Source organism: Anaerobutyricum hallii, assembly GCF_900209925.1.
Taxonomy (GTDB): Bacteria; Bacillota; Clostridia; order Lachnospirales; family Lachnospiraceae; genus Anaerobutyricum; species Anaerobutyricum soehngenii.
In genome coordinates this window covers 1,926,735-1,950,000 of record NZ_LT907978.1, presented here as the reverse complement: position 1 = coordinate 1,950,000, position 23,266 = coordinate 1,926,735, and the positions used below count along the sequence as shown (strand labels likewise).

16 protein-coding genes, 2 tRNA genes and 1 rRNA gene (1 of these 19 running past the window's edge) are annotated in these 23,266 nt (G+C 37.6%); 18 read left to right on the top strand and 1 reads right to left on the bottom strand.

Annotated features, from left to right (window positions below; all coding sequences use genetic code 11):
* The 12 genes from EHLA_RS08910 to EHLA_RS08855 all read left to right on the top strand — a co-directional run.
* Positions 1 to 1,049, top strand: a 23S ribosomal RNA gene (locus EHLA_RS08910); it begins 1,844 nt to the left of the window's first position.
* Between the two features lie 210 nt (positions 1,050 to 1,259).
* Positions 1,260 to 1,331, top strand: a tRNA-Gly gene (locus EHLA_RS08905).
* 27 nt (positions 1,332 to 1,358) lie between these two features.
* Positions 1,359 to 1,430, top strand: a tRNA-Gln gene (locus EHLA_RS08900).
* A gap of 204 nt (positions 1,431 to 1,634) precedes the next feature.
* The gene (locus EHLA_RS08895; RefSeq protein WP_096240386.1) at positions 1,635 to 2,150 is read left to right on the top strand and encodes a DUF6465 family protein; all 516 of its coding nucleotides are present in this window, start codon (positions 1,635 to 1,637) and stop codon (positions 2,148 to 2,150) included.
* A gap of 290 nt (positions 2,151 to 2,440) precedes the next feature.
* Complete coding sequence (locus EHLA_RS08890; protein ID WP_096240385.1) at positions 2,441 to 2,947, top strand: SEC-C metal-binding domain-containing protein; 507 nt, start codon at positions 2,441 to 2,443, stop codon at positions 2,945 to 2,947.
* A 128-nt stretch (positions 2,948 to 3,075) separates the two neighbouring features.
* Positions 3,076 to 4,170 carry a hypothetical protein gene (locus EHLA_RS08885; RefSeq protein ID WP_096240383.1) on the top strand — a complete coding sequence of 365 codons (1,095 nt, stop codon included), beginning with the start codon at positions 3,076 to 3,078 and terminating at the stop codon, positions 4,168 to 4,170.
* 58 nt (positions 4,171 to 4,228) lie between these two features.
* Positions 4,229 to 5,884, top strand: a complete 1,656-nt coding sequence (locus EHLA_RS08880) for a putative manganese-dependent inorganic diphosphatase (protein WP_096240381.1) — start codon at positions 4,229 to 4,231, stop codon at positions 5,882 to 5,884.
* Positions 5,885 to 6,392: 508 nt separating this feature from the next.
* The gene (locus EHLA_RS08875) at positions 6,393 to 8,780 is read left to right on the top strand and encodes an ATP-dependent DNA helicase (protein ID WP_096240380.1); all 2,388 of its coding nucleotides are present in this window, start codon (positions 6,393 to 6,395) and stop codon (positions 8,778 to 8,780) included.
* 57 nt (positions 8,781 to 8,837) lie between these two features.
* Positions 8,838 to 9,740: a DUF445 domain-containing protein gene (locus tag EHLA_RS08870; protein ID WP_096240379.1), complete on the top strand. Its 903-nt coding sequence runs from the start codon at positions 8,838 to 8,840 to the stop codon at positions 9,738 to 9,740.
* A gap of 127 nt (positions 9,741 to 9,867) precedes the next feature.
* Positions 9,868 to 10,587 (top strand): NAD-dependent protein deacylase, encoded by a 720-nt coding sequence (locus tag EHLA_RS08865; protein ID WP_021907325.1) that lies wholly within the window; start codon positions 9,868 to 9,870, stop codon positions 10,585 to 10,587.
* Positions 10,588 to 10,589: 2 nt separating this feature from the next.
* Positions 10,590 to 12,518, top strand: coding sequence for a tetratricopeptide repeat protein (locus tag EHLA_RS08860; protein WP_096240378.1), 1,929 nt, complete (start codon positions 10,590 to 10,592; stop codon positions 12,516 to 12,518).
* The gene (locus EHLA_RS08855) at positions 12,515 to 14,209 is read left to right on the top strand and encodes an Hsp70 family protein (protein WP_096241602.1); all 1,695 of its coding nucleotides are present in this window, start codon (positions 12,515 to 12,517) and stop codon (positions 14,207 to 14,209) included. Before EHLA_RS08860 ends, EHLA_RS08855 begins: the two co-directional genes overlap by 4 nt.
* A gap of 121 nt (positions 14,210 to 14,330) precedes the next feature.
* On the opposite strand, the gene EHLA_RS08850 is transcribed toward EHLA_RS08855, so the two are convergent.
* The gene (locus EHLA_RS08850) at positions 14,331 to 15,488 is read right to left on the bottom strand and encodes a ribonuclease H-like domain-containing protein (RefSeq protein ID WP_096240377.1); all 1,158 of its coding nucleotides are present in this window, start codon (positions 15,486 to 15,488) and stop codon (positions 14,331 to 14,333) included.
* 219 nt (positions 15,489 to 15,707) lie between these two features.
* Between EHLA_RS08850 and ruvA the strand changes: the two genes are divergently transcribed.
* From ruvA to EHLA_RS08820, 6 genes are read left to right on the top strand one after another with little or no spacing between them, the layout of a single operon-like run.
* Positions 15,708 to 16,322 (top strand): Holliday junction branch migration protein RuvA, encoded by a 615-nt coding sequence (gene ruvA / locus EHLA_RS08845; protein ID WP_154581372.1) that lies wholly within the window; start codon positions 15,708 to 15,710, stop codon positions 16,320 to 16,322.
* Positions 16,323 to 16,331: 9 nt separating this feature from the next.
* Positions 16,332 to 17,336 (top strand): Holliday junction branch migration DNA helicase RuvB, encoded by a 1,005-nt coding sequence (gene ruvB / locus EHLA_RS08840; RefSeq protein WP_096240375.1) that lies wholly within the window; start codon positions 16,332 to 16,334, stop codon positions 17,334 to 17,336.
* 34 nt (positions 17,337 to 17,370) lie between these two features.
* Positions 17,371 to 17,778, top strand: coding sequence for a cell division protein ZapA (locus EHLA_RS08835; protein ID WP_096240374.1), 408 nt, complete (start codon positions 17,371 to 17,373; stop codon positions 17,776 to 17,778).
* Complete coding sequence (locus EHLA_RS08830; protein WP_096240373.1) at positions 17,765 to 20,317, top strand: peptidase U32 family protein; 2,553 nt, start codon at positions 17,765 to 17,767, stop codon at positions 20,315 to 20,317. The genes EHLA_RS08835 and EHLA_RS08830 overlap by 14 nt, the downstream gene beginning before the upstream one ends.
* Before the next feature lie 18 nt (positions 20,318 to 20,335).
* Positions 20,336 to 21,688: an FtsW/RodA/SpoVE family cell cycle protein gene (locus EHLA_RS08825; protein WP_242970702.1), complete on the top strand. Its 1,353-nt coding sequence runs from the start codon at positions 20,336 to 20,338 to the stop codon at positions 21,686 to 21,688.
* A complete protein-coding gene (locus EHLA_RS08820) occupies positions 21,648 to 23,240 on the top strand; it encodes a peptidoglycan D,D-transpeptidase FtsI family protein (protein WP_157908568.1) in 1,593 nt (530 codons plus the stop codon). The genes EHLA_RS08825 and EHLA_RS08820 overlap by 41 nt, the downstream gene beginning before the upstream one ends.
* The last annotated feature ends 26 nt before the right edge of the window (positions 23,241 to 23,266 follow it).

Sequence of the window (23,266 nt, the reverse complement as noted above, 5' to 3'; positions counted from 1 at the left end):
TTAAGGGGAGAGCTTAGCGCAAGCGAAGGTTTGAACTTAAGCCCCAGTAAACGGCGGCCGTAACTATAACGGTCCTAAGGTAGCGAAATTCCTTGTCGGGTAAGTTCCGACCCGCACGAAAGGCGTAATGATTTGGGCACTGTCTCAACAACACACCCGGTGAAATTGAAATACCAGTGAAGATGCTGGTTACCCGCGCCAGGACGGAAAGACCCCATGGAGCTTTACTCCAGCCTGATACTGGGGTTCGGTATTGCATGTACAGGATAGGTGGGAGGCTAAGAACTTATGGCGCCAGCCGTAAGGGAGCCGGTGTTGGGATACCACCCCTGCAGTACTGGGTTTCTAACCTGCGCCCGTGACCCGGGCGGGGGACAATGTCAGGCGGGGAGTTTGACTGGGGCGGTCGCCTCCGAAAGGGTATCGGAGGCGCTCAAAGGTCTCCTCAGGATGGTTGGAAACCATCCAGAGAGTGCAAAGGCAGAAGGAGGCTTGACTGCGACACCGACGGGTGGAGCAGGTACGAAAGTAGGACTTAGTGATCCGGTGGCATAACGTGGGATTGCCATCGCTCAACGGATAAAAGCTACCCTGGGGATAACAGGCTTATCACTCCCAAGAGTTCACATCGACGGAGTGGTTTGGCACCTCGATGTCGGCTCATCGCATCCTGGAGCTGGAGCAGGTTCCAAGGGTTGGGCTGTTCGCCCATTAAAGCGGTACGCGAGCTGGGTTCAGAACGTCGTGAGACAGTTCGGTCCCTATCCGGCGCGGGCGCAGGATATCTGAGAGGAGCTGTCCTTAGTACGAGAGGACCGGGATGGACCGTCCGCTGGTGGACCGGTTGTCATGCCAATGGCACGGCCGGGTAGCCAAGACGGGAAGGGATAAACGCTGAAGGCATCTAAGCGTGAAGCCCCCCTCAAGATGAGATATCCAGACTCGAAAGAGTGAGAGACCCCTTAGAGACGATGAGGTAGATAGGGCAGAGATGGAAGCACAGCGATGTGTGGAGTTGACTGTTACTAATCGGTCGAAAGCTTGACCAAGCGTAGAAAGCCGTAATGATGTCAGTAAACTGGCTGAATGAAGCTTGCTTTATGAATACAGTTTATGACAGCATGGAGATTTGCGGAGCAAATCCATCGAGATGAAGCGTAAGCGGAATCGAGATGACCGGCTTTAGTCAAGGCTTTAGTCAATAAGATTTGCAATTAGAAAAGATAGTTTGTGTGTAGTTTTGAAGGTACATATCATGTGCACGAGTGGCTCAGTGGTGGAGTATCGCCTTGCCAAGGCGAGGGTCGCGGGTTCGAATCCCGTCTCGTGCTTTTATAATTGAATAATATTTATAGTATAGCGCTATCGCCAAATGGTAAGGCACTGGATTCTGATTCCAGCATTTCCAGGTTCGAATCCTGGTAGCGCTGTTTTTTTTATATAATTAAAAATTTACTATATAAAAAGAAACATCATTTTAACTAAATAATGGTTTTATTTTACAATATGATACATCAGTATATTAGAAAAACTTAGTAAAAAGTTTATAAAACGGCTTTTCAAAATAATATTTCCGATGTATAATAGCAACGTATGTATTAAGAAAACCTTATTCAAATTAGGAGGAATTAACTATGGCAAGAACAACAGCAAGAGCAGCAAAGAAGAAAGCAGCAACAAAAGCACCTGCAGCTAAAACAGCAGCAAAAACTACAGCAGCAAAAACTACAGCAGCAGAAGCAGTTGTAGAGGAAGTAAAAGAAGCAGTGGTAAAAGAAGTAGAAGAAAAGAAAGAAAAAGTTGTAGATGCTGACATTAAAGAAGTAGCAGTTGCAGCAAAAGAGACAGTAAAAGATACTGGCGCTAAAGTTGTAGATAAAGCAAAAGAAGTTACAAAAAAAGTTGAGAAGACTGTAAAAGAAAAAGTAGCAGAGGTGAAAGCAGCAGTAGCAGAACCAGAAATATATGTACAGTATCAGGGTAACGAATCAGATTTAGCTGCGATTACAGCAAGAATTAAAAAGCAGTATGTTGAAGAAGGCCATAAAGAAAGCGATATCAAGTCTTTAAAAATTTACTTAAAACCAGAAGATGCATCCGCTTACTATGTAATCAACGATAATAATTCAGGAAAAGTATTTTTATTTTAATTCTTTTTGCTGATTTACAGGATTTAAATTACAAAAAAGAATCTATCCGGCTTGCAAGTTTGGGAGTATGTTTAAATACGAATAAGTATTTTACTGCAACAACAATAGAGCAAAAGGAATTAGATTCTTTTTTCTTTTTATTTTTTTGTTTATTGTTTCTTTTAACCCTGCAAATAAAAATATATATTGAATTTCTTTGGGGATTTTGGTATACTGTTGTAATATATGATACCATAAAGGACATACACAGTGATTTTATGGGAATCGTTTAAAAAGAAAGGAAAAGAAAGATGTCTTTATTAACAGATTGGAGAGAATTTGCCTATAGTCATGATGATAGAACCAGAGAAGGACAGGAATTCTGGATTGGATATTTTAATCAGGAAAAGGCTGTATATGAGCAGATTCTTGCTACACCAGAAGAACCAGTAAGTGGAACAGTTGCAGAACTGGCACAGAAATATAATATGGATCTTACATATTTTGTAGGTTTCTTAGATGGAATTAATGATAGTTTAAAGAATCCAAATCCTATCGAGGATATGGATGCGAATACAGTAGTATCTTTAGACTACGATAAAGAGAAACTCTATTACAATATGGTTGCTGCTAAGGCAGACTGGTTATATGGTTTAGAGCAGTGGAGTGACCTTTTAACTTCTGAGAGACGTAAGGAGTTATATAAGGAACAGAGAAGTTCTACAACAGTTGTTAAGCCACCTAAGATTGGACGTAATGATCCATGTCCATGTGGAAGTGGTAAGAAGTATAAGAAGTGTTGTGGACGTAATAATTAATTACGAATTACTATAAGGCATAGTATGCCTTGTGTGCGGCATCCTGTGTTTGCAGGGTGCTGTTTTCATGTCAATGCTATAAAATATAGATCAAAACATAACAGGCAGCAAAGAGGATTGGAGAGAATATGCAGGACAGATATATAGCAGACGAGGCGAAGGTAAATATCAGTAGTCTGGAAGCAGAAACCGTTATGAAAAGTACTCCTGTATCAACAGTGACGTCAATTCTTGGACGGATTGGAATAGAATATGAAGAGGGACTGCCCAAAGAAGCATATATTGCTGCTTTTAAAGAAGAATTTTGTTCTGAACCCAAGTGGGTTCTCCTTATGTTGCCCAAAATGATGCTTGATTTTCTGATGGAAGTCTGGGAGAATCCTGTCGTTGAGATGTCAGAAGAAAGATGGAATTATGTTGAATATTTAAAGATATTTGGATTTTTAGCATATCGGATGGGCAATTCTATTTCAGATGAACCAAATCAGATTCTCGTTGTAGATGAGATGAAAGACCGTTTTTATTTCCTGTTAAAAAGCAGAAAAAGTCAAAAAGCATTGTCTGTTTACGAAGAATGGGAAAAGATTATTACTGGATATATGTATTATTATGGTTTCGTAGAGACAAGAACATTATATTCTTTATTTTTAAAAGTTTCTAAAAAAGTAGTTTCTTATGAAGAGTTTATTTTATTCATTAAATGTCGTAGTTCTATGTGGGCATTTGGGGCGATTCTTAAAGATTTTACAGGAAAGAATGAATACTTTCAGTATTTGAGTGTAGAGAATGCTGATTTATTGCTTACATATATCAGAGAGCATGAGGAATTACCATATAAGCCAGTTAAAATTGAGGATTTAATTTATGTCAGCGATGCAGCCGGGATCGATAATAGATGGTCAGGAGTTAGTGAACTTGGTAATTTATTCATTGATAAGATGGGACTAAATTATTATCGTGCAACGGTTCTGCTAAGAACTTTGTTGATTATGATTAAGAACGGATGTAGTTATGATAAACTACAGGAAAGATTAAGTGGACTGCCTTTTAAGAATAAAGAATTGGAAGAAGAGACAAGACAGGCAGTGGGTCAGTTGTTTGAAAGTGTCCCGGTTTTTGAATACAAGGGATATTCCAGAGAGGAATACAAACGATTATCTCATCAGAAACAATTGAAAAAAAGAAAGAATTTGTTTACAATTATAGATGGTGGAAGAGAGTAAGCTCTTTATTATAAATGGATTACCATAAATAAAAGATAATAGAAAGGATACAGGAATTTTGAGTAAGAAGAATAATATTTATGTAATTGGTCATAAGAATCCAGATACAGATAGTATCTGTTCTGCAATTTCTTATGCATATCTGAAGAATGAATTAAGTCAGAAGCAGGAAGAAGAATGTAAGTATATCCCTACAAGAGCCGGTCATATTAATGAAGAGACACAGTATGTCCTGCGTTATTTTGAACAGGAAGCCCCTTTATTTGTGAATGATATCCGTCCACAGGTTATAGATATTGAGATTCGTAAAACAGAAGGTGTGGATGCTGGTTTATCTCTTAAAAAAGCGTGGGATATCATGAGGGGAGCACGTATTGTTTCCCTTCCTATCCTTGAAGAGGATAAACTTGCAGGAATCATCACTGTCAGTGATATCGCCTATTCTGATATGGATGTATATGACAATATGATTTTATCTAAAGCCGGAACAAGCTATAAGAATATTGTTGAGACTATTGACGGAGAGATGATTGTTGGTGATCTTGATGGTGAATTCGAGGAGGGTCATGTTTTGATTGCCGCAGCTAATCCGGACATGATGGAAGGATATATTGAACCGCAGGATATGGTTATTTTAGGTAACCGTTATGAATCCCAGCTTTGTGCGATTGAGATGGATGCACAGTGTATTGTTGTATGTATGGGAGCAACGGTTTCAAAGACAATTCGTAAGATGGCCAAGGAACATGGCTGTCGAATCATTGTAAGTCCATATGATACTTACACTGTAGCTAGACTGATCAACCACAGTATGCCAGTTCGTTATTTCATGACAACGGAGAATTTGATTACATTCCATACAACAGATTATGTAGATGATATTCAGGAAACTATGGCAAAGAGAAGATTCCGCGATTTCCCTATTACAGATAATCAGGGTAATTATATAGGAATGATTTCTAGACGAAACTTATTAGATTTAGATCGAAAGAAGCTCATCCTTGTTGACCATAATGAAAAAGCGCAGGCAGTAGATGGTTTTGAAGAAGCAGAAATTTTAGAAATTATTGATCATCATCGTCTTGGAAATATTGAGACAAACTCTCCGGTCTATTTCAGAAATCAGCCGGTAGGATGTACTGCAACAATTATTACACAGATGTACATGGAAAATGGTATCGAGATTCCGGAAAAGATTGCGGGTCTTTTATGTTCTGCAATTCTTTCTGATACATTAATGTTCCGTTCTCCAACCTGTACAGCAATTGACCGTATCATTGCAGAAAAGCTTGCAGCTATCGCACATATTGAGATTGAAAAGTATGCAAGAGATATGTTTGATGCAGGAAGTAACTTGAGAGAGAAGTCTGCAAAAGAAATTTTTTATCAGGATTTTAAAAAGTTTAATGATTCTAACATTAACTTTGGTGTAGGACAGATTAGTTCAATGAATAAACAAGAATTATCTGCTTGTAAAGATAAGCTCCTTCCTTATATGGAGGAAGTAAGAACATCTTATGGTTTAGATATGGTCTTCTTTATGATGACAGATATCATTAATGAGTCCACAGAATTATTAATGGTAGGTGATATGTGCAAAGAAGTAATAGAGAATGCATTTGAGACAACTGTAGAAAGCAGTTCTGCAGAACTTCCAGGTGTAGTATCCAGAAAGAAGCAGTTAATTCCTGCAATTCTTGGACAGTTATCATAAACAGATAATCTTTTTTAGGGAAACGAATCAGAAAAATTTGAAAATGGAGTGAATAAAGGACTATTTTTTGTTTCAAATGAAAGAATGTTGTTATATGAATACGAATATCAATAATTTCTTTGAAATTGAACAAAATATTCCACTGCGAAGGCATGAAATTTTTAGAAAAGTGTTGTATTATAATTAAAGTAATCCCCTAAGTTAAAGGTTAGTATTATACAGAGAATGTCCACAATGAGTTTTGCCCCTCATTGTGGGCATTTTCTTTTATATAGATATATTATTAAATCTCTCTAAAGGTCAGATACACAGAATTTCAGAGTGAAATTATAGAGAAGAATAAGGAAAGAACAATTAAAAAATAAAATAATTACGATAATATTTCATTTGAAAGAAAAATAAAGACAAAACGTAAAAATATTAAGGAAAATAATAAAAGAAATTTTTCAAGATAAGAAACAATGCAAAAAAGTATTAGAAGGTATCGAAAAAAAAGGAGGACTGTATTATGTTGTCCTATCAGAAGGGGATTGTAAAAACATCAGTGCGCCATCTGGTAGAATTTTTATTACGAACCGGAAGTATCACAACAGGTTCCGCACTGAGTGCGAATCCAGAAGCAATGCTTGAAGGGGGAAGGCTGCATCGTAAAATCCAACGGACCCAGAATGCAACTTATCAGAGTGAGGTTCCATTAAAAATGGAGTGGCAGGAAGAAGGGTATATTCTTGTATTAGAGGGACGGGCAGATGGAATTGACCGTATGAACTTAGAAGAGGAAAATGTTATTTATGTAGATGAAATTAAGTGTGTTTACAGAAATATAGAAGAAATAGAAGAAGCAGATTTTTTGCATCTTGCACAGGCAAAGTGTTATGCTTATATGTACGGACATAAACACGATTTAGAAAAAATTGGTATACAGATCACATATTGTCATTTGGAAACAGAAGAAATAAAAAGAATTTTTTCCGTATATAGCATGGAAGAGCTTTCCTTATGGTTTGCAGATCTATTAGATTCTTACCGAATGTGGGCATCGTATTATGTGGCGGCAAGAAAACAGCGAAATGAAAGCATAAAACAATTAAAGTTTCCTTTTGATTTTAGACCGGGTCAAAAGAAGATGACAGCGATTGCCTATCAAGCGATGGAAAGCAAAAAGCATATTTTTTTACAGGCACCAACAGGTGTAGGAAAGACAATCTCCACAATTTATCCAGCCTTGAAAGAATTAGGAGAAGAAAAGGCAGAAAATATTTTTTATCTTACAGCAAAGACAATTACAAGAACGGTGGCGGAAGATACGATAAAGCTTTTAAAAAAACAGGGATTATCTGTATCAGCAGTAACGATTACAGCCAAAGAAAAAATTTGTATTCAAAAAGAAGTGCAGTGTAATCCGGAAAGCTGTGAGAGAGCCAAAGGACATTTTGACAGAATTAATGAAGCACTTTATGCTTTACTGGATTCTGCTTGTGACATCAGCAGAGAAAATCTTCTTTTATATGCGGAAAGGTATAACGTGTGTCCGTATGAGCTGTCTTTTGAAGCAGCAGTATGGTCGGACTGTATCATTTGTGATTATAATTATGTATTTGATCCACATGTCAATCGAAAAAGTCTGATAGAAGGAAGTTTGCGGCAAAATATTTATCTTATTGATGAGGCACATAATCTTCTTGACAGAGCCAGAGATATGTACAGCGCAGATATTGCAAAAAGTGATTTTAAGGTGCCGAAAAAGTATTTTAAAGATAGGAATCGTTTTTTATTTAAAAAATTGAATAATTGTATTATTGCACTTCGAAAGCTGGAAAAAGAATTTCATGAAGAGAAACGATTTCACTTGCATAAAAATGCGGATGCGATGTACTTCCCAATTTTTCATCTGATAGGTCCGTTAGAAGAGTATCTGACAGAACACGATAATTTTCAGGAAAGAGAAGAGATTGTAGAGTTTTATTTTAAAATCAGTCATTTTTATATGATTTTAGATAACATGGACAGCGGTTATGAAATTTATAGTGAAAAAAGAGGAAGAGACTTTTTTTTACGGCTTTTTTGTGTGGATCCTTCAGAGCAGATAGAGGAATATATTGAAAACAGTCGTTCTAGTATTTTCTTTTCTGCAACTCTTTTGCCGGTACAATATTACAGACAGCTTCTCGGAGGCAATCGTTTTGAAGCGTATCAAATTGCTTCTCCCTTTCAAAAGGAAAAGCGTCTTTTAGCAATTACAGAAGATGTGACGAGCCGCTATACAAGAAGAGGAGAATGGGAATACAGGAAGATGGTAGGTTATCTGGAGCTTTCTCTAGAAAAGCAGACAGGAAATTATATGATCTTTTTCCCATCCTATGAAATGCTTTCAGCAGTATATGAGATAGCAAGAGATAGTAATCTTGCGTTAGTATCTGAACTTGTTGTGCAGGAACCTTTTATGGAAGAAAAAAGCAGAGAAGATTTTCTGGAAAAGTTTCGCAGGAAAGAAGGAAAACCACAGATTGGTTTTTGTGTTCTTGGAAGTATTTTTTCAGAAGGGATTGATCTTACGGGAGAAAGTTTAATTGGAGTAGTGATTGTGGGAACTGGGCTGCCTCAGATTTGCAATGAACGGGAAGTAATCAGGGAATATTTTGACAGACAGCAAAAAAAGGGATATGATTATGCGTATCGGTATCCGGGAATGAACAAAGTATTGCAGGCCGCTGGAAGGGTGATTCGGACAGCACAAGATACAGGTACGATTCTTTTGATGGATGAACGTTTTTTAGAAAGAGAAAATCAAAAGCTTTTTCCAGAAGAATGGGACAGTTATTATGGAGTGAACAGACAAAATTACGGGAAAGTTTTAAAGGACTTTTGGGAAGAACGAAGAAGAAGGGAATCATGAGTTGATTCTTGCATTTGTGATAAGATATGATATATTGTAAGAAAAGGAGTAAAGAGTATGTGGAAATATATAGCAACCCCTTTGATTGGGGCTGTCATTGGGTATGTAACAAACTGGATTGCGGTAAAGATGTTATTCCGTCCAAGAAAAGAGATTCGTGTATTTGGGAAGAGACTTCCCTTTACACCAGGAGTTATCCCAAGGGGACAGGGACGACTGGCAAGAGCAGTTGGAAATGTTGTGGAGACACAGCTTTTAACCCCGGAATATTTGGGAGAGAAGCTTCTTTCAAAAGAATCAGAAGAAGAATTTAAAAGACATATGCAAAGCTGGATAGACAGTCAGAAAGCATCTGAAGATACGCTTTATTCTTCTATATCAAATATAGTTGAAGAGGACAGACTTAATAATTTTATCGTTTCGACAGAAGAAAGTCTGTCAGACTTTCTTTCAGAAAAGATTATTGCAATGGAACCGGGAAAGCTTATTGTAGATAAAGTGATGCAGGAAGCACAGAATAAGCTTTCGGAATCTATGTTTGGAATGATGCTTGGCGGTTCTTTTCTTGAAAAGATTGCCGGACAGGTACAAGATGGAATTGATACATATATACAGGAGAATGCCAGAGAATATGTTGGAAAAGCAGTTGTGAAAGAATCGAAAGAACTGCAGGAAAAGCCAATGCCGGAGGTGACAGCCTTTCTTGAAGAGAAGGGAATTTATGATCCGGAATTTTTATGGGGACTTTATAAAAAAGTTATTGAAGATAAGCTGCCAGCATTGCTCTCATCTTTGAAACTTTCTTTAGTAGTTGAAGAAAGAATTAATGCAATGCAGGTAGAAGAGGTCGAAGAACTGGTTCTTTCGATTATGAATAAAGAACTTGGTGCTATTGTAAATCTTGGTGCAGTTATTGGTCTTATATTAGGACTTATTAATGTGATTATTTTTATAATCTGATGTTATGATATGAGGGACAAAAGGTATTTTGCCCCAAACTTATTTTCACGCATAGATGCCCGGTGTATGGATATGGTAAGATACTGGTTTATTATCGTATTAATCAGCACAGCATAGGAGGTTTATTATGAACGAGAAGATCAGACAGTTAAAAGAAATTATTGATGGAACAGATAATCTGGTATTTTTCGGAGGAGCGGGAGTTTCTACAGAAAGTGGTATTCCTGATTTTAGAAGTACCGATGGACTTTATAGCATGAAATATGATTATCCACCGGAAACAATCGTAAGCCACACTTTTTTTATGAGACGTAATAAGGAATTTTATGAGTTTTATAAAGATAAAATGATGGCTTTAGATGCTAAGCCGAATGCGGCACATTACAAGCTTGCAGAGTGGGAAAAACAGGGAAAATGTCGTGCGGTTATTACGCAGAATATTGATGGACTTCATCAGATGGCAGGCAGCAAAAATGTATTAGAGCTCCATGGAAGTATCCACAGAAATTACTGCATGAGTTGTGGGAAGTTTTTTGATGCTGCTTATGTAAAAAACAGCGAGGGTCAGCCAAAGTGTGATGAATGTGGAGGACTGATAAAGCCAGATGTTGTTTTATATGAGGAAGGACTTGATCAGAGAGTCATTTCAAAAACGGTACAGTATATCAGTCAGGCAGATGTGCTGATTATTGGAGGAACCTCTCTTGTTGTTTATCCGGCAGCTGGGCTGATTGATTATTTTAAGGGAAGTCATCTCATTTTAATTAATAAGTCAAAGACAGAGAGAGATTCTCAGGCAGATTTAATAATTAATGATAAGATAGGAGAAGTATTTAAGCAGTTATAAAGATGAATGATTTTTTTAACACATTAGGAATAGAAGCGACAAAAGAAGAAAAAGAAATTAAAAAAGCATATAGAGAGAAGCTTCATACTGTAAATCCGGAAGATGATCCAAATGGATTTAAGATTCTTCGGGAAGCTTACGAGGAAGCATTAAAATACGCCAGACAAAAGGAAGACGAGAAGAAGAAAAGGCTGTCACCAGTTGAAGATTTTATTTTTCGCTGTGAACAGCTTTATAATGATTTTTATCGGAGAATTGATGAGCAGGAGTGGGAGAGTCTTTTTTCAGAAGATATCTGTATCAGTTTAGAAAGCGGTGAAGAAGTACGGCAGAGATTTTTAGTATTTTTGATGGAACATTTCCGTTTGCCGGCAGCAGTATGGAAGAAGATTGATCGTACTTTTTCTATTACAGGTAATCGAAAGGAACTTCTAGAACTTTTTCCGGAGCCTTATGTTGATTTTTTGTTACAGGTTGTCCGCTATAACGGTGCGTTAAATTATGAATTATTTGAAGGTGAAGTCAGTCAGGATATTGATGATTACATAGAGCATTATCATAAACTTCGCCAGTATGCGGATCTTGGTATGCAAAAAGAAGCCTGGCAAGAGTATGAGCTCATGGAAGAAAAATATACGATTTATCATCCATATACAAAGTTAGAGAAGGCAAGGCTTCTTTACAGTGAAAAAGAGGAAGTGAGGCAGGAAGAAGGAGGAACTATCTTTCGGCAGCTTGCTGAAAAATATCCACAGGAAGAGCGTATTGTGTGCTGTTATGGAAGGTATTGCCAGGAAAAGAATCAATGGGATGGAATGATAGAGCTGTATGATAAAGTATTAGAAGCACATCCGCAGTCTTTTCTTGCAAGAACCGGCAGGATGGAAGCAGTACTTCAGGAAGGAAGATATCGGGAAGCAAGAGAGGCAATTCTTGATCTGCTCGAAGAAAGTCCGGTAGATGAGCGTTTAGTGGCAGATCTTAACAAAGCGAATGTGTATGTTATAGCAGAGTTAGAGCCAGACTATAAGGAGAATCATTTAAATCAGGATAGTCTGATGGAACTTGCATGGTGCTATTATCAGAATTCGAGATTTGAGGATGGTATTGCGTTATTGGATCGTTTTGTTCCGGATGAGAGCCATACCCTTGACTATCATAATTTAAAGGGAAGAATTTATCTCACAGTAAATGAAGATGAAAAGGCATTAGAACATCTGGTTTTGTGGCTTCATGCCATACAGAAGCTTCGTCCGGATGGAACGAAGAAAACGACAAGGCAGATGGCTCGTCTTGGCTATGCTTATTATACGATTGCTTCTGCTAAGGCAGATATGATTCTTGACGGAAAAGAAGGCAGTCTTTCTGAGGTAATGAATGACATAGAAAGGGCGGTAGCAGCGGAAAAAGATGTTTCACAAAAAGTAAGTTATTACCATACGGCAGCAGATATCTGGCGCAGAAAAAAAGAATATGCTAAAATGTTTGATATTTGTGATAAGATGCTTGCTATAGATCCGCAGTACTACCCGGCATATCTTTTGAGACAGGAAGCTTGTCTGTATCTTGGAAGATATCAGGAAGTAGTCAATGACTATCAAAGAGCAACCACATTATATCCATATCATGCAAAACCATATTGTACTTTAATTCGAATGTATCTGATATTTGGTGAGCTTGACAGCGTAAAAGATATCCTGGATGTGGCAGAGAAAAGAGAAGTAAACAGTGATGAACTGGAACTTCTTCGAGCAAGATATATTGCAATAAGAGCAAAAAACCGGGAAGATTTAGAAAAGGCGTATGCCATTCTTGAAAGACTTGAGAAAAAAGGATGGTCTTTACAGTCCGAGATGGATGAGGAAGAATGGACAGAAATCTCGTATCGAAAAACGCAGATTTTAAAAATGTTACAGGAGGAAATACAGTGATTATTGGAATTGATTTAGGAACGACAAATTCACTTGCAGCGTACTATACAGAACATGGACCTGAAATTATTCCAAATCGATTAGGAGAAAGACTGACACCGTCAGTAGTCAGTATTGATGAAAATGATCAGGTTTATGTAGGTAAAACGGCGCGAGAACGAATGGCAGTGTATCCGAGCCAGACAGCAGATCTCTTTAAGAGAAGTATGGGAAGCCGAAAAGAATTTAAACTTGGTAATAAAACATTTACAGCAACGGAACTTTCCGCAATGGTTCTTCGTTCTTTAAAAGAAGATGCGGAAGTCTATCTTGGAGAAGAAGTAACGGAAGCGGTTATCAGTGTTCCAGCATACTTTAATGAAGTAAAAAGAAAAGCAGTAAAACAGGCAGGTGAATTAGCAGGACTTAAAGTGGAACGAATTATCAGCGAGCCAACTGCGGCAGCAATTGCCTATGGACTTTACCAGAAAAATGATAATACGCGTTTTCTTGTTTTTGACCTTGGTGGAGGAACTTTTGATGTTTCCATTCTTGAGTTGTTTGACGATATTCTTGAGGTAAGGGCGGTTGCCGGGGATAATTATCTTGGTGGCGAAGACTTTACAAATTTGATTGTTGAAGAATTTTATAAAGAACATGGAATAAATGAAGAGAGTCTTTCTGCAAAGGAAAAAGCATATTACCGTAATCAGGCAGAAAAGTGTAAATGTAATACAGCAGATTCTTTTTATCGTATGCAGGCATCGGTAAGTGGTGAAAAGGTAGAAACCCTTATACCAAGAGGGGCATTTGAAAAAATGAGCAGCCAGCTTTTAGACCGTATTAAAACTCCGGTAAGAAGAAGCCTTTCGGATGCCGGTGTGAAACCTGGAGAAATTGACGAAGTTGTATTAGTTGGAGGAACAACGAAGATGCCGCTTGTTCGTAAATTTGTTGGAAAGTTATTTGGCAGAGTACCGGATACAAGCATTAATCCAGATGAGGCAGTTGCACTTGGGGCAGCAATCCAGGCAGCGATGAAAGAACGAAAAGAAGCAGTAAAAGAAGTGATTCTTACAGATGTCTGCCCGTTTACTCTTGGAACCGAAGTTTCTGTTAAAGCAGAGAATGATCATATAGAGGGAAATCATTTCTGTCCGATCATTGAGAGAAATACGGTAATACCAGCAAGCAGAACGCAGCAATTCTTTACGGTTTATGATCATCAGACACAGGTGGAAATACACATATTACAGGGCGAAAGCCGATTTGCCTCAAACAATGTTTCTCTTGGAACATTAAAACTTACTGTTCCGGATAATGAGGCTGGAAAGGAACAGATTGACATTACTTATACTTATGATATTAATGCATTACTTGAAGTTGAAGCTAAAATTGTCTCTACAGGAGAAACGATAACCCGCCTTATAAAGAATCAGGAAAACAGTATGACAGAAGAAGAGATGAAAGCTCGTATGAAAGAACTTTCTTACCTTAAAATTCCACCAAGAGAGCAGGAAAAGAATAAAGTTCTGCTTTTGCGGGGAGAACGACTTTACGAAGAAACGACAGGTGAACTTCGTGAACAGCTTGAGATGGTAACCCAGCAATTTGAGAGGATTCTTGATCGCCAGGATCCGTTAAAGATTGAAGAAGCAAGAAAAGATTATGAAGAGGCACTTGACTGGATTGAAGAAGAAATGTGGGTTTAAAGAACAATTTTTCTGAAATACATTCAGGCTATGTAGCATCAATAAACATAAAACAAGAATTTCCAACCGTTATATAGCTATGTTGCTATGGCTGGAAATTCTTGTTTTTGGCTGTTTTTTTCTAAATTAAATCATTAATTTCTTGTATATGAATGATAAAAAGTTCTTTTATGACATCTCTAAGATAGATAGAGAGGCTTTCATTTTTATCAGAAAAGAGATTATCGAATTCTGCAAAAGAACGAGGACTTTTGAATTCTCTTTTATAAAGAGGAAAAGAATCTTGATAAGGATATCTTTCAATCTGAATTCCATAATGTTTTTGTGTTTTGGGGATAGGAAGGAAAATTCCTTCCTTCTTTATATAGCAAGTGGACGCTTTCGCTGCCCGGCGGTACTTTCTTTCTACATAACATCCGACACTTTTATGAACGGCTCTGTCTTCTTCCGGGAGATAATAATAATTGCGATAGTCTTTAAAAAAGTGTTTTAATGTTTCTTCTATATAAGGAAGAGAAATGATTAAAATAGAAGAATCATTTTTATCGGTAGAGATACTGCCGATCGAAGTAGAAAAATTTAATGGTTTCGGTAAAGCAAGCGGAAGTTTACAAGATATCGCAATGCTGCCTGTTCCTTTCTCAAAGAGGCTTTCTCCTGGAGAAACCTTTATGAGAGAGAGATCCTTTGAAAGTAACATACGATAAGAAAAAAGTGGAAGGAGATACTTCATTCCGAGAAGATCCTCTTCATTATGGAGAAGAAGATTATGGAGTAAAGCCTCATCCTTGTTCATGAGATATTCTTTGTATACAGCAATAAGCTGTCCCCCATCATAAATATCTTCTCTATATAATTCAAGAAAATGTTCCCAATCTTTTTGTTTTCCATGTGTCATTTGAAATAAACTTTGAAATGGTTTTAAAAATTGATAAAAGTCAAGAGAAGGGAAACTTTCTATATCGCAAGGTAACTCATTTAATTCGTAATGGCGCTTTAGATAGGGAATGTCAAAGCTATTGCCATTGAAAGTAACAAGCTGCCAGTCTTTTTGTTTTAAAATGTCATGAAAAGCAAGAAGAATTTCTTCTTCGCTTGTTCCATCGTCATTAAACCACTGAATAAATTGAAATCCATTTTCAATAAAATATCCACAACCGATTAAATATAAGATCGTATTATCTTTTGAAAAACCAGTAGTTTCTATATCGAAGAATAAAAAAGAATCTGTTTTTTCCGGTATTGTTTTTTCCGGGAATACTTTGTTGATTGTTAACATGATGCCTCCAGTGCTGCAAAGTGCTGTCGTATAAATTTCTTACTAACCATAGCAGAGAACGTTTTATATGTCAAACGGATTTCTGAAAGATTTTACAGAAGGTTTCAAGGTAAATGTCGTTAAAGTAAAAGAGTTGTAATATCATGGAAACTATGGTATCATGTCAGAAGTCAGAATATAAGTTCTGGTAACAATTTGAAAAGAAGGCAGGAATTTCATTTGATTTCATATATTAAAGGAACGGTTGCGTTTAAAGGAAATGATTACATTGTCATTGAGAATCATGGAATAGGTTACCAGATTAAAGTGCCATCCAGAGTTCTTGACAGTATGGAGAGCGGAGAGAATGTCATGCTTCACACGTATTTGTATGTAAGAGAAGATGTTTTGGCATTGTTTGGTTTCTCTTCTATGCAGGAATTAGATACTTTTCAGATTTTGCTCGGTATATCAGGTATTGGACCCAAGGCAGCATTATCTGTACTTTCTACGATGACAGTGGAAGACTTATATTATGCCGTATTCAGTGAAGATGCAAAGAGTATCGCAAAAACTCCGGGGATTGGTCCAAAGGGTGCGAAGCGGATGATCATCGAGTTAAAAGATAAGTTGAATTTAGAAGATTTGGAATCAGTTTCCATGAAAGAAGAGACGGGAGCAAGCTTACAGGCAGGAGATGGAGACAGTATTTCAGATACGGTGCAGGCATTAACTGCACTGGGGTATTCTAATGGGGAGGCCTATCGTGCAGTGCGAGGTGTATCTGATGCAGATACAATGGATGCAGAGCAGTTATTAAAAGAAGCATTAAAAATTATATTAACATTTTCGTAAGGTGATGTCATGGACAGAATGATTAGCACAGAGCTTATGGAAGAAGACATTGCGGTAGAAGGCAGTCTTCGACCACAGAATTTAACAGAATATATAGGACAGGAGAAAGTGAAGAAGAATCTTCGCGTATTTATAGAGGCTGCGAAGATGCGTGGAGAAGCACTGGATCATGTATTATTATACGGACCTCCCGGTCTTGGAAAGACAACGTTGGCAGGTATTATCGCGAATGAGATGGACAGTAACTTAAAGATTACATCCGGACCGGCGATTGAAAAACCTGGAGAGATTGCAGCGGTACTGAATGGACTTTCAGATGGAGATGTTTTGTTTATTGATGAGATTCATCGTTTAAACCGTCAGGTTGAGGAAGTGCTTTATCCGGCGATGGAAGACTTCTCGATAGATATTATGATTGGTAAAGGAGCTTCGGCTAAGTCAATTCGTCTGGATCTGCCACATTTTACATTAGTGGGAGCAACCACAAGAGCAGGAATGCTTACGGCACCATTACGTGATCGTTTTGGTGTGGTGAATCGTCTGGAGTTCTATACAGATGAGGAGTTGAAAGTAATCGTAGAACGTTCAGCAGAACTTCTTGGTGTGAAGATTGATGAGGCAGGAGCGATGGAACTTGGTAAGAGAAGCCGGGGAACACCAAGACTTGCAAACAGACTGCTAAAAAGAGTCCGGGATTTTGCTCAGGTAAGATATGATGGGATGATTACTTATGAAGTAGCACAGACAGCGCTTGATTTATTAGAAGTAGACTCTATGGGATTAGATGCCACAGACCGCAATCTGTTAGAGACAATGATTGAAAAGTTTATGGGAAGACCAGTCGGTCTAGATACATTGGCAGCAGCGATTGGAGAGGATTCTGGAACGATAGAAGACGTGTATGAACCATTTCTGATTCAGAGAGGACTGATTAAACGTACACCTAGAGGACGGGCATTAACAGTTTTAGCCTATGAACATCTTGGCTATCCGGTACCGGAGGAAGTATTTTAAAGAGAAGATCTGATTTTGCATCACAGGAGGATGAATGATGAATATGGAAGGAAAAAGAGAATTATCAGTAGTAATTGATGGTAAAGTATATCGACTGTCCGGTGGAAGTGATAGTTATCTTCAGAAACTTGCCTCTTATGTCGATGGCAAGATAAGTGAGTTAAAAACACAGGCAGGATATAATAAGCTTTCTACAGAGTATAGAGATATTTTACTGGCACTTACTATTGCCGAAGAAGTGTTCAAGCTGAAAGAAGAGATTGAAGTATTTAATCAGGATAGCAGAGACAGGGAACAGGAGCTTTATGAATTAAAGCAGGAAGTCGTAGATAAAAAGCTGCAGATTGATACAGCGAATAAGCTGGTAGAAGATTATAAGACAAAGGTCAATGAGTTACAAAAACGTATGATTGGACTGGAGACAAACCATGAGTTTCGTTAAGAGAGGGAACCTGCCGGAATTACTTGCTCCGGCAGGTTCTTTGGAACATTTAAAGGCAGCGGTATCAGCAGGAGCCGATGCGATCTATATGGGCGGAGAGAAATTTGGTGCCAGAGCCTACGCACAGAATTTTTCCAGAGAAGATATGATAGAGGCATTGCAAATTGCGCATTTTCATGAACGAAAGTTATATCTTACTGTGAACACCTTGATGAAGGAAGAGGAACTTTTTGAAGAATTAGGAGAGTTTCTTTTCCCTTACTATGAGAATGGATTAGATGGAGTAATTGTTCAGGATATGGGAGCTGCTCGTTTTATTCGTGAACATTTTCCTGAGATAGAGATACATGGAAGCACACAGATGACAGTAACAGATATTCATGGAGCTGTTGCGGCAAAAAGAATGGGAATGACCAGAGTTGTGCCTGCAAGAGAACTATCTTTAGAGGAGATAAAGGCAATAAAAGAAAAGACAGGACTGGATATAGAAGTTTTTGTTCATGGAGCATTATGCTACTGTTATTCAGGACAGTGTCTTTTAAGTAGTGTGTATGGAGACAGAAGCGGTAATCGAGGCAGATGTGCACAGCCATGCAGACTGCCATATAAAGTAAAAGATCATAATGGCAATAATCTGCATACATCAAAACAGGGGAATTATTTACTTAGCCCCAAAGATTTATGTTCCCTTTCTCTATTGCCTTCATTAATGGAGCTTCCGGTGGATTCTCTAAAGATAGAAGGACGAATGAAGAATGTAGAATATGTAGCTGGGGTTACTTCTATTTATAGAAAGTATCTCGATCAAATTTTTGCTAACTGGGAACAGAGAGAACATTTTAAACCAGAAGAATCAGATATTCATGCGCTGGAAGAATTATATTGCAGAGGAAGCTTTACAACTGGTTACTGGAAACAGCATAATGGACAGAATATGATGTCAGTACGTTCTCCTAAGAATACGGGCAGGCGAATTGGCGAAGTATGTTCTGTTTCTAAAAATAAAGTGAGGATTTCCTATGAAGATAGACTACATCCGAAGGATATTCTAGTTATACCGGTATCTTTGGATAGGCAGGAGGAACTTGTTCTTACGGTACCATCTAAATGTCAGGAAGATGGAAAGAAAAAGGGACAGATTACATTAAATATTCCAAGGACACAGGGACTGAAAGAGGGAACGTTGGTATATCGAAGGAAGAATATTGAGCTTTCGGATCATATCGGAAAAAATATTTTAAATAAAGTGATAAAATATCCGGTAAGCGGAAATATTACTTTAAAAGTTGGAGAACCGCTGATGCTCCAGCTGTTTTGTCGTGAAGAATATGCGTTTGTAGAAGGGCCTGTTGTAGAATTATCCAAGAAAAGACCTGTTACAAAAGAAGATATTTTAAGGCAGATGCATAAAACAGGAACAGTTCCGTTTGAATTAGAGAATTTTGAAGTGAATATGGAGGAAGATTGTTTCCTTCCTATGTCTGTATTAAAAACTGTGCGGCAAAAAGGCTTTTCTTTGTTAGAAGAAAGATTGAAGAATACGAAAAGAAGAAGCGTATTGGAAAATAATGAAAAGGATAAGGAAAATAATAAAATAAATAAGATCGTATGTTTAGAGAAAGAAGGCTTGAAAGAAGATTTTACAGAGAATTTCACAGGAAAAATATCTATCGATGAAAGAATTGCAACAGTTTATAATAGGGAACAGTGTATGATATGTTGCAAAGATTCCTTTTTTGATGGGGTTTGTCTTGCTTCAGAATTTTTCTCAGAGGAAGAATTACTGCAATTTGGTCAGGCAGTATCAGATGCAGGTAAGAACGTTTATTTAGCTTTACCACATGTGTTCAGAACTAATTTGAATTTAGAAAAAGTATGTGTATCCTCTATTTGGAATGGAATATATGCATATACTATAAATGAAGCAGAATTTTTGCATGAACTGAAAGGCTGCACAGCGAAGATTATCGCAGCAGCTTCTCTGTATCACTGGAATTCCAGTGCAGTTTCTGAAACAGCGGCACTGTATCCAGAGATGACAGTGAGGGAGATACCAATAGAATTGTCCGGCAGAGAAGTTAATGCGATGCTGGAACACTGTTATGAGAAGTGTTTAGGACAGGTTGAACATATAAGAAATATAAAAGATATACAGAAGAAAGAAGAATTTGAAGTTCTTATTCATGGAAGAATTCCTGTAATGCAGTCAACACAGTGTATGAAAAAGACAACCGGACATTGTAATAAAACTTCAGAAGAAATATGGCTTGAAGATAAAAAAGGAAGAAAGCTTCCGGTTACAACACATTGCAGGGAATGTTATAATCTGATCTGGCAGGATAAACCATATGATCTTATCGGTGAAGACCTTACGGGAAGTATTCCTTATGTTACAAGGCATAGATTTGATTTATTCCATATGTCAGAAAAGGAAATCAAAGAGATGAAAGACAGGTATCTGATCTGGCAGGAGAATCATTTTATGTGTGATCTTCAAAAGGATGATACAGAACATCACTGGAACTACGGTATAGAATAGAAAGGTGGGAAAGAAAGTATGGTGAATTTAATTTCAACAGGATCCAATTATATTATTATCATCATGGGTGTCATCTATGCAATTTCCTGTTTTACCGTTTTTCTTCCGTCTTCTGAGAAGGTACAGGCAAAAAGGATGGACAGGCAGGAACTTTTTATGTTTTTGTTCCATTTTATTTGTTATGGAGTTTTGTTCGTAAAAACATTAGATACGAAGTTGATTTTTTTGTATGCAGTACAGGTTGCTTTTTTTAAACTGCTTATATTCATTTATTCCAGAGTATATGTAGATTGCTCCAGAATTTTAATGAACCACACATGCTTTTTATTACTGATCGGTTTTGTTATGCTGACTCGCTTATCCTTTGATAAGGCGGTAAAACAGTTTGCCATTGCAGCAGGAACTTCAGTTATCGTATTATTTATTCCATATTTTATGCAAAAAGCGGCAGGGCTTAAACGTCTGAAATGGGTATATGGGATTTTAGGTCTTTTGTTCTTAGCGAGTGTATTTGTAATCGGTACATCACAAAATGGTGCGACAAACTGGATTTCACTAGGGCATGGTATTGCGTTGCAGCCATCAGAATTTGTAAAGATATCGTTCGTGTTTTTTATTGCGGCAATGTTGACAAAAGCACCGGATTTTAAAACAATGCTTATCACAACAATATTTTCAGCCTGTCATGTCATGATATTGATTGCTGAGAAGGATTTAGGTGGAGCACTTATTTATTTTGTTGTATATGTTTTCCTTTGCTATGTTGCTACGGGAAGAGGAATTTATTTATTTGGAGGACTTGGTGCCGGAGCGGTAGCGGCTAATCTTGCATATATGCTTTTTGCACATGTGCGAGTCCGTTTTATTGCATGGAAAGATCCATGGTCAGTAATAGAAGGAAGCGGTTATCAGGTTACACAGTCTTTATTTGCGATTGCTGCTGGTGGCTGGCTTGGAAAGGGTCTTACACAGGGAAGACCAAATGATATACCAGTTGTGGAAAGTGATTTTATTTTTTCAGCAATCACAGAGGAGTTTGGAATTCTTTTTGCAATCTGTCTTATTTTGATTTATTTAGGGGTGTTTGTACATTTTTTGAAAATAGCAATGGATGTAAGAGGGCGTTTCTACAAGCTTCTAGCTTACGGTTTTTCTATTTGTTTTATTTTCCAGGTGTTTTTAACAATCGGTGGTGTGACAAAGTTTATTCCGTCTACAGGAGTAACACTGCCGCTGATCAGCTATGGAGGAAGTTCGGTAGCGAGTACTTTAATAATTTTTGCAGTAATGCAGGGCATATTTATCATTGCCTATAAAGAGGATGATGAAGATGAAGAAGAGCAATCAAACAAGAAAAACGAGAGTAACTAGCCAAAATAGAGTAGCAGCCGGAAAGTCTCGTAAACATAATCAAAAGAGAGAAGGTTTTTCTGGTATAAAAGAAATTTTTACTCCAAGAAGAGGAAAAAAGTTAAAAACAAACCGGTATATGCTTCAGACCAGTGTGATTGTAGTTGCTTTATTTTTAGGTCTGGCTGGATATGTAGTAAGATTTACTTTAAAAGATAGTGTAAAAGTTTCGGAGAGTTCTTATAATAAAAGGAATTCTTCTTTGTCAGAGCAGACAAAGAGAGGTAAGATCATCAGTGCCAATGACAAGATTCTTGCATTTTCAGAGAACAATGAAGCGGGAGATGAGATTCGGCATTATCCTTATGAAAATATGTTTGCGCATATTATTGGATATACCAGTTATGGAAAAGCGGGTCTTGAAGCGGTCTGTAATAAAGAGTTGCTGACTTCTCATGAAAAGTTAATGAAACAGCTTAGTAACGGTGTAGCAAGCCAGAAAAATATTGGGGATAATGTCATAACAACATTAGATACTCGCCTTCAAAAGGCAGCATATGAGGCATTAGATGATTATAGAGGAGCAGTGGTGGCAATCGAGCCGAAAACAGGGAAAGTAAGGGCGCTGGTTTCTAAGCCGGACTTTGACCCTAATAAATTAGATGATATGTGGAATAAGATTACGTCTGATTCTTCACAAAGCTGTCTTTTAAATAGGGCAACACAGGGATTATATCCTCCAGGATCCACTTATAAAATATTGACGGCTTTAGAGTATATGGAAGAGCGTCCAACCACCTATAAAAAGTTCAGTTATGATTGTGAGGGGGAAACGATTATAAATAGTGTACGGATTAGCTGCTATGAAAACGAAGAACATGGAGAAGTTGACTTGGATAGAGCATTTGCAAAATCTTGTAATACTGCCTTTGTTACACTTGGAAGTAAATTAGATATAAAGCAGTTTGCAGCTTTGAATAAAAAGTGCCTTTTTAATCAGAACATACCGTTTGATCTGTCTGTAAAGAAAAGTCGTTTTGAGTTAAATGAACATTCCGATAAAGGAGAAATTCCACAAACAGTAATCGGACAGGGAAATACGCTAATGACACCGTTTCATAATGCACTGTTAATGTGTGCAGTTGCCAACGATGGAGTACTTATGAAACCATATGTTATAGATCATATAGAAGGTGCAGATAATACAACTGTCAAAGAAAATATCCCTGAAATCTATGCAGACCTTATGTCTAAAAAGGATGCTAAAAAGCTTCAGAAAATGCTTCGTGAAGTAGTTACAGATGGAACAGGATACAGCCTTGACACCGACCTGTATACCGCTGCCGGAAAGACAGGAACCGCAGAAAATGAAGGGAAATATGCTCACGCATGGTTTGTAGGGTACTCTAATGTAGAAGATCCGGATCTTGTAGTTTGTGTGCTTGTGGAAAATACAGGTGCAGGAAGTAAATATGCAGTTCCCATTGCGAAAAAGATATTTAACTCCTATTATAATAATAATATGAAAGAGTACTACGGAGAAAAAAAGAATACTGCACAGTCAGATGAATAAGATCTGTATAAAAAGGCTGTTCTTGC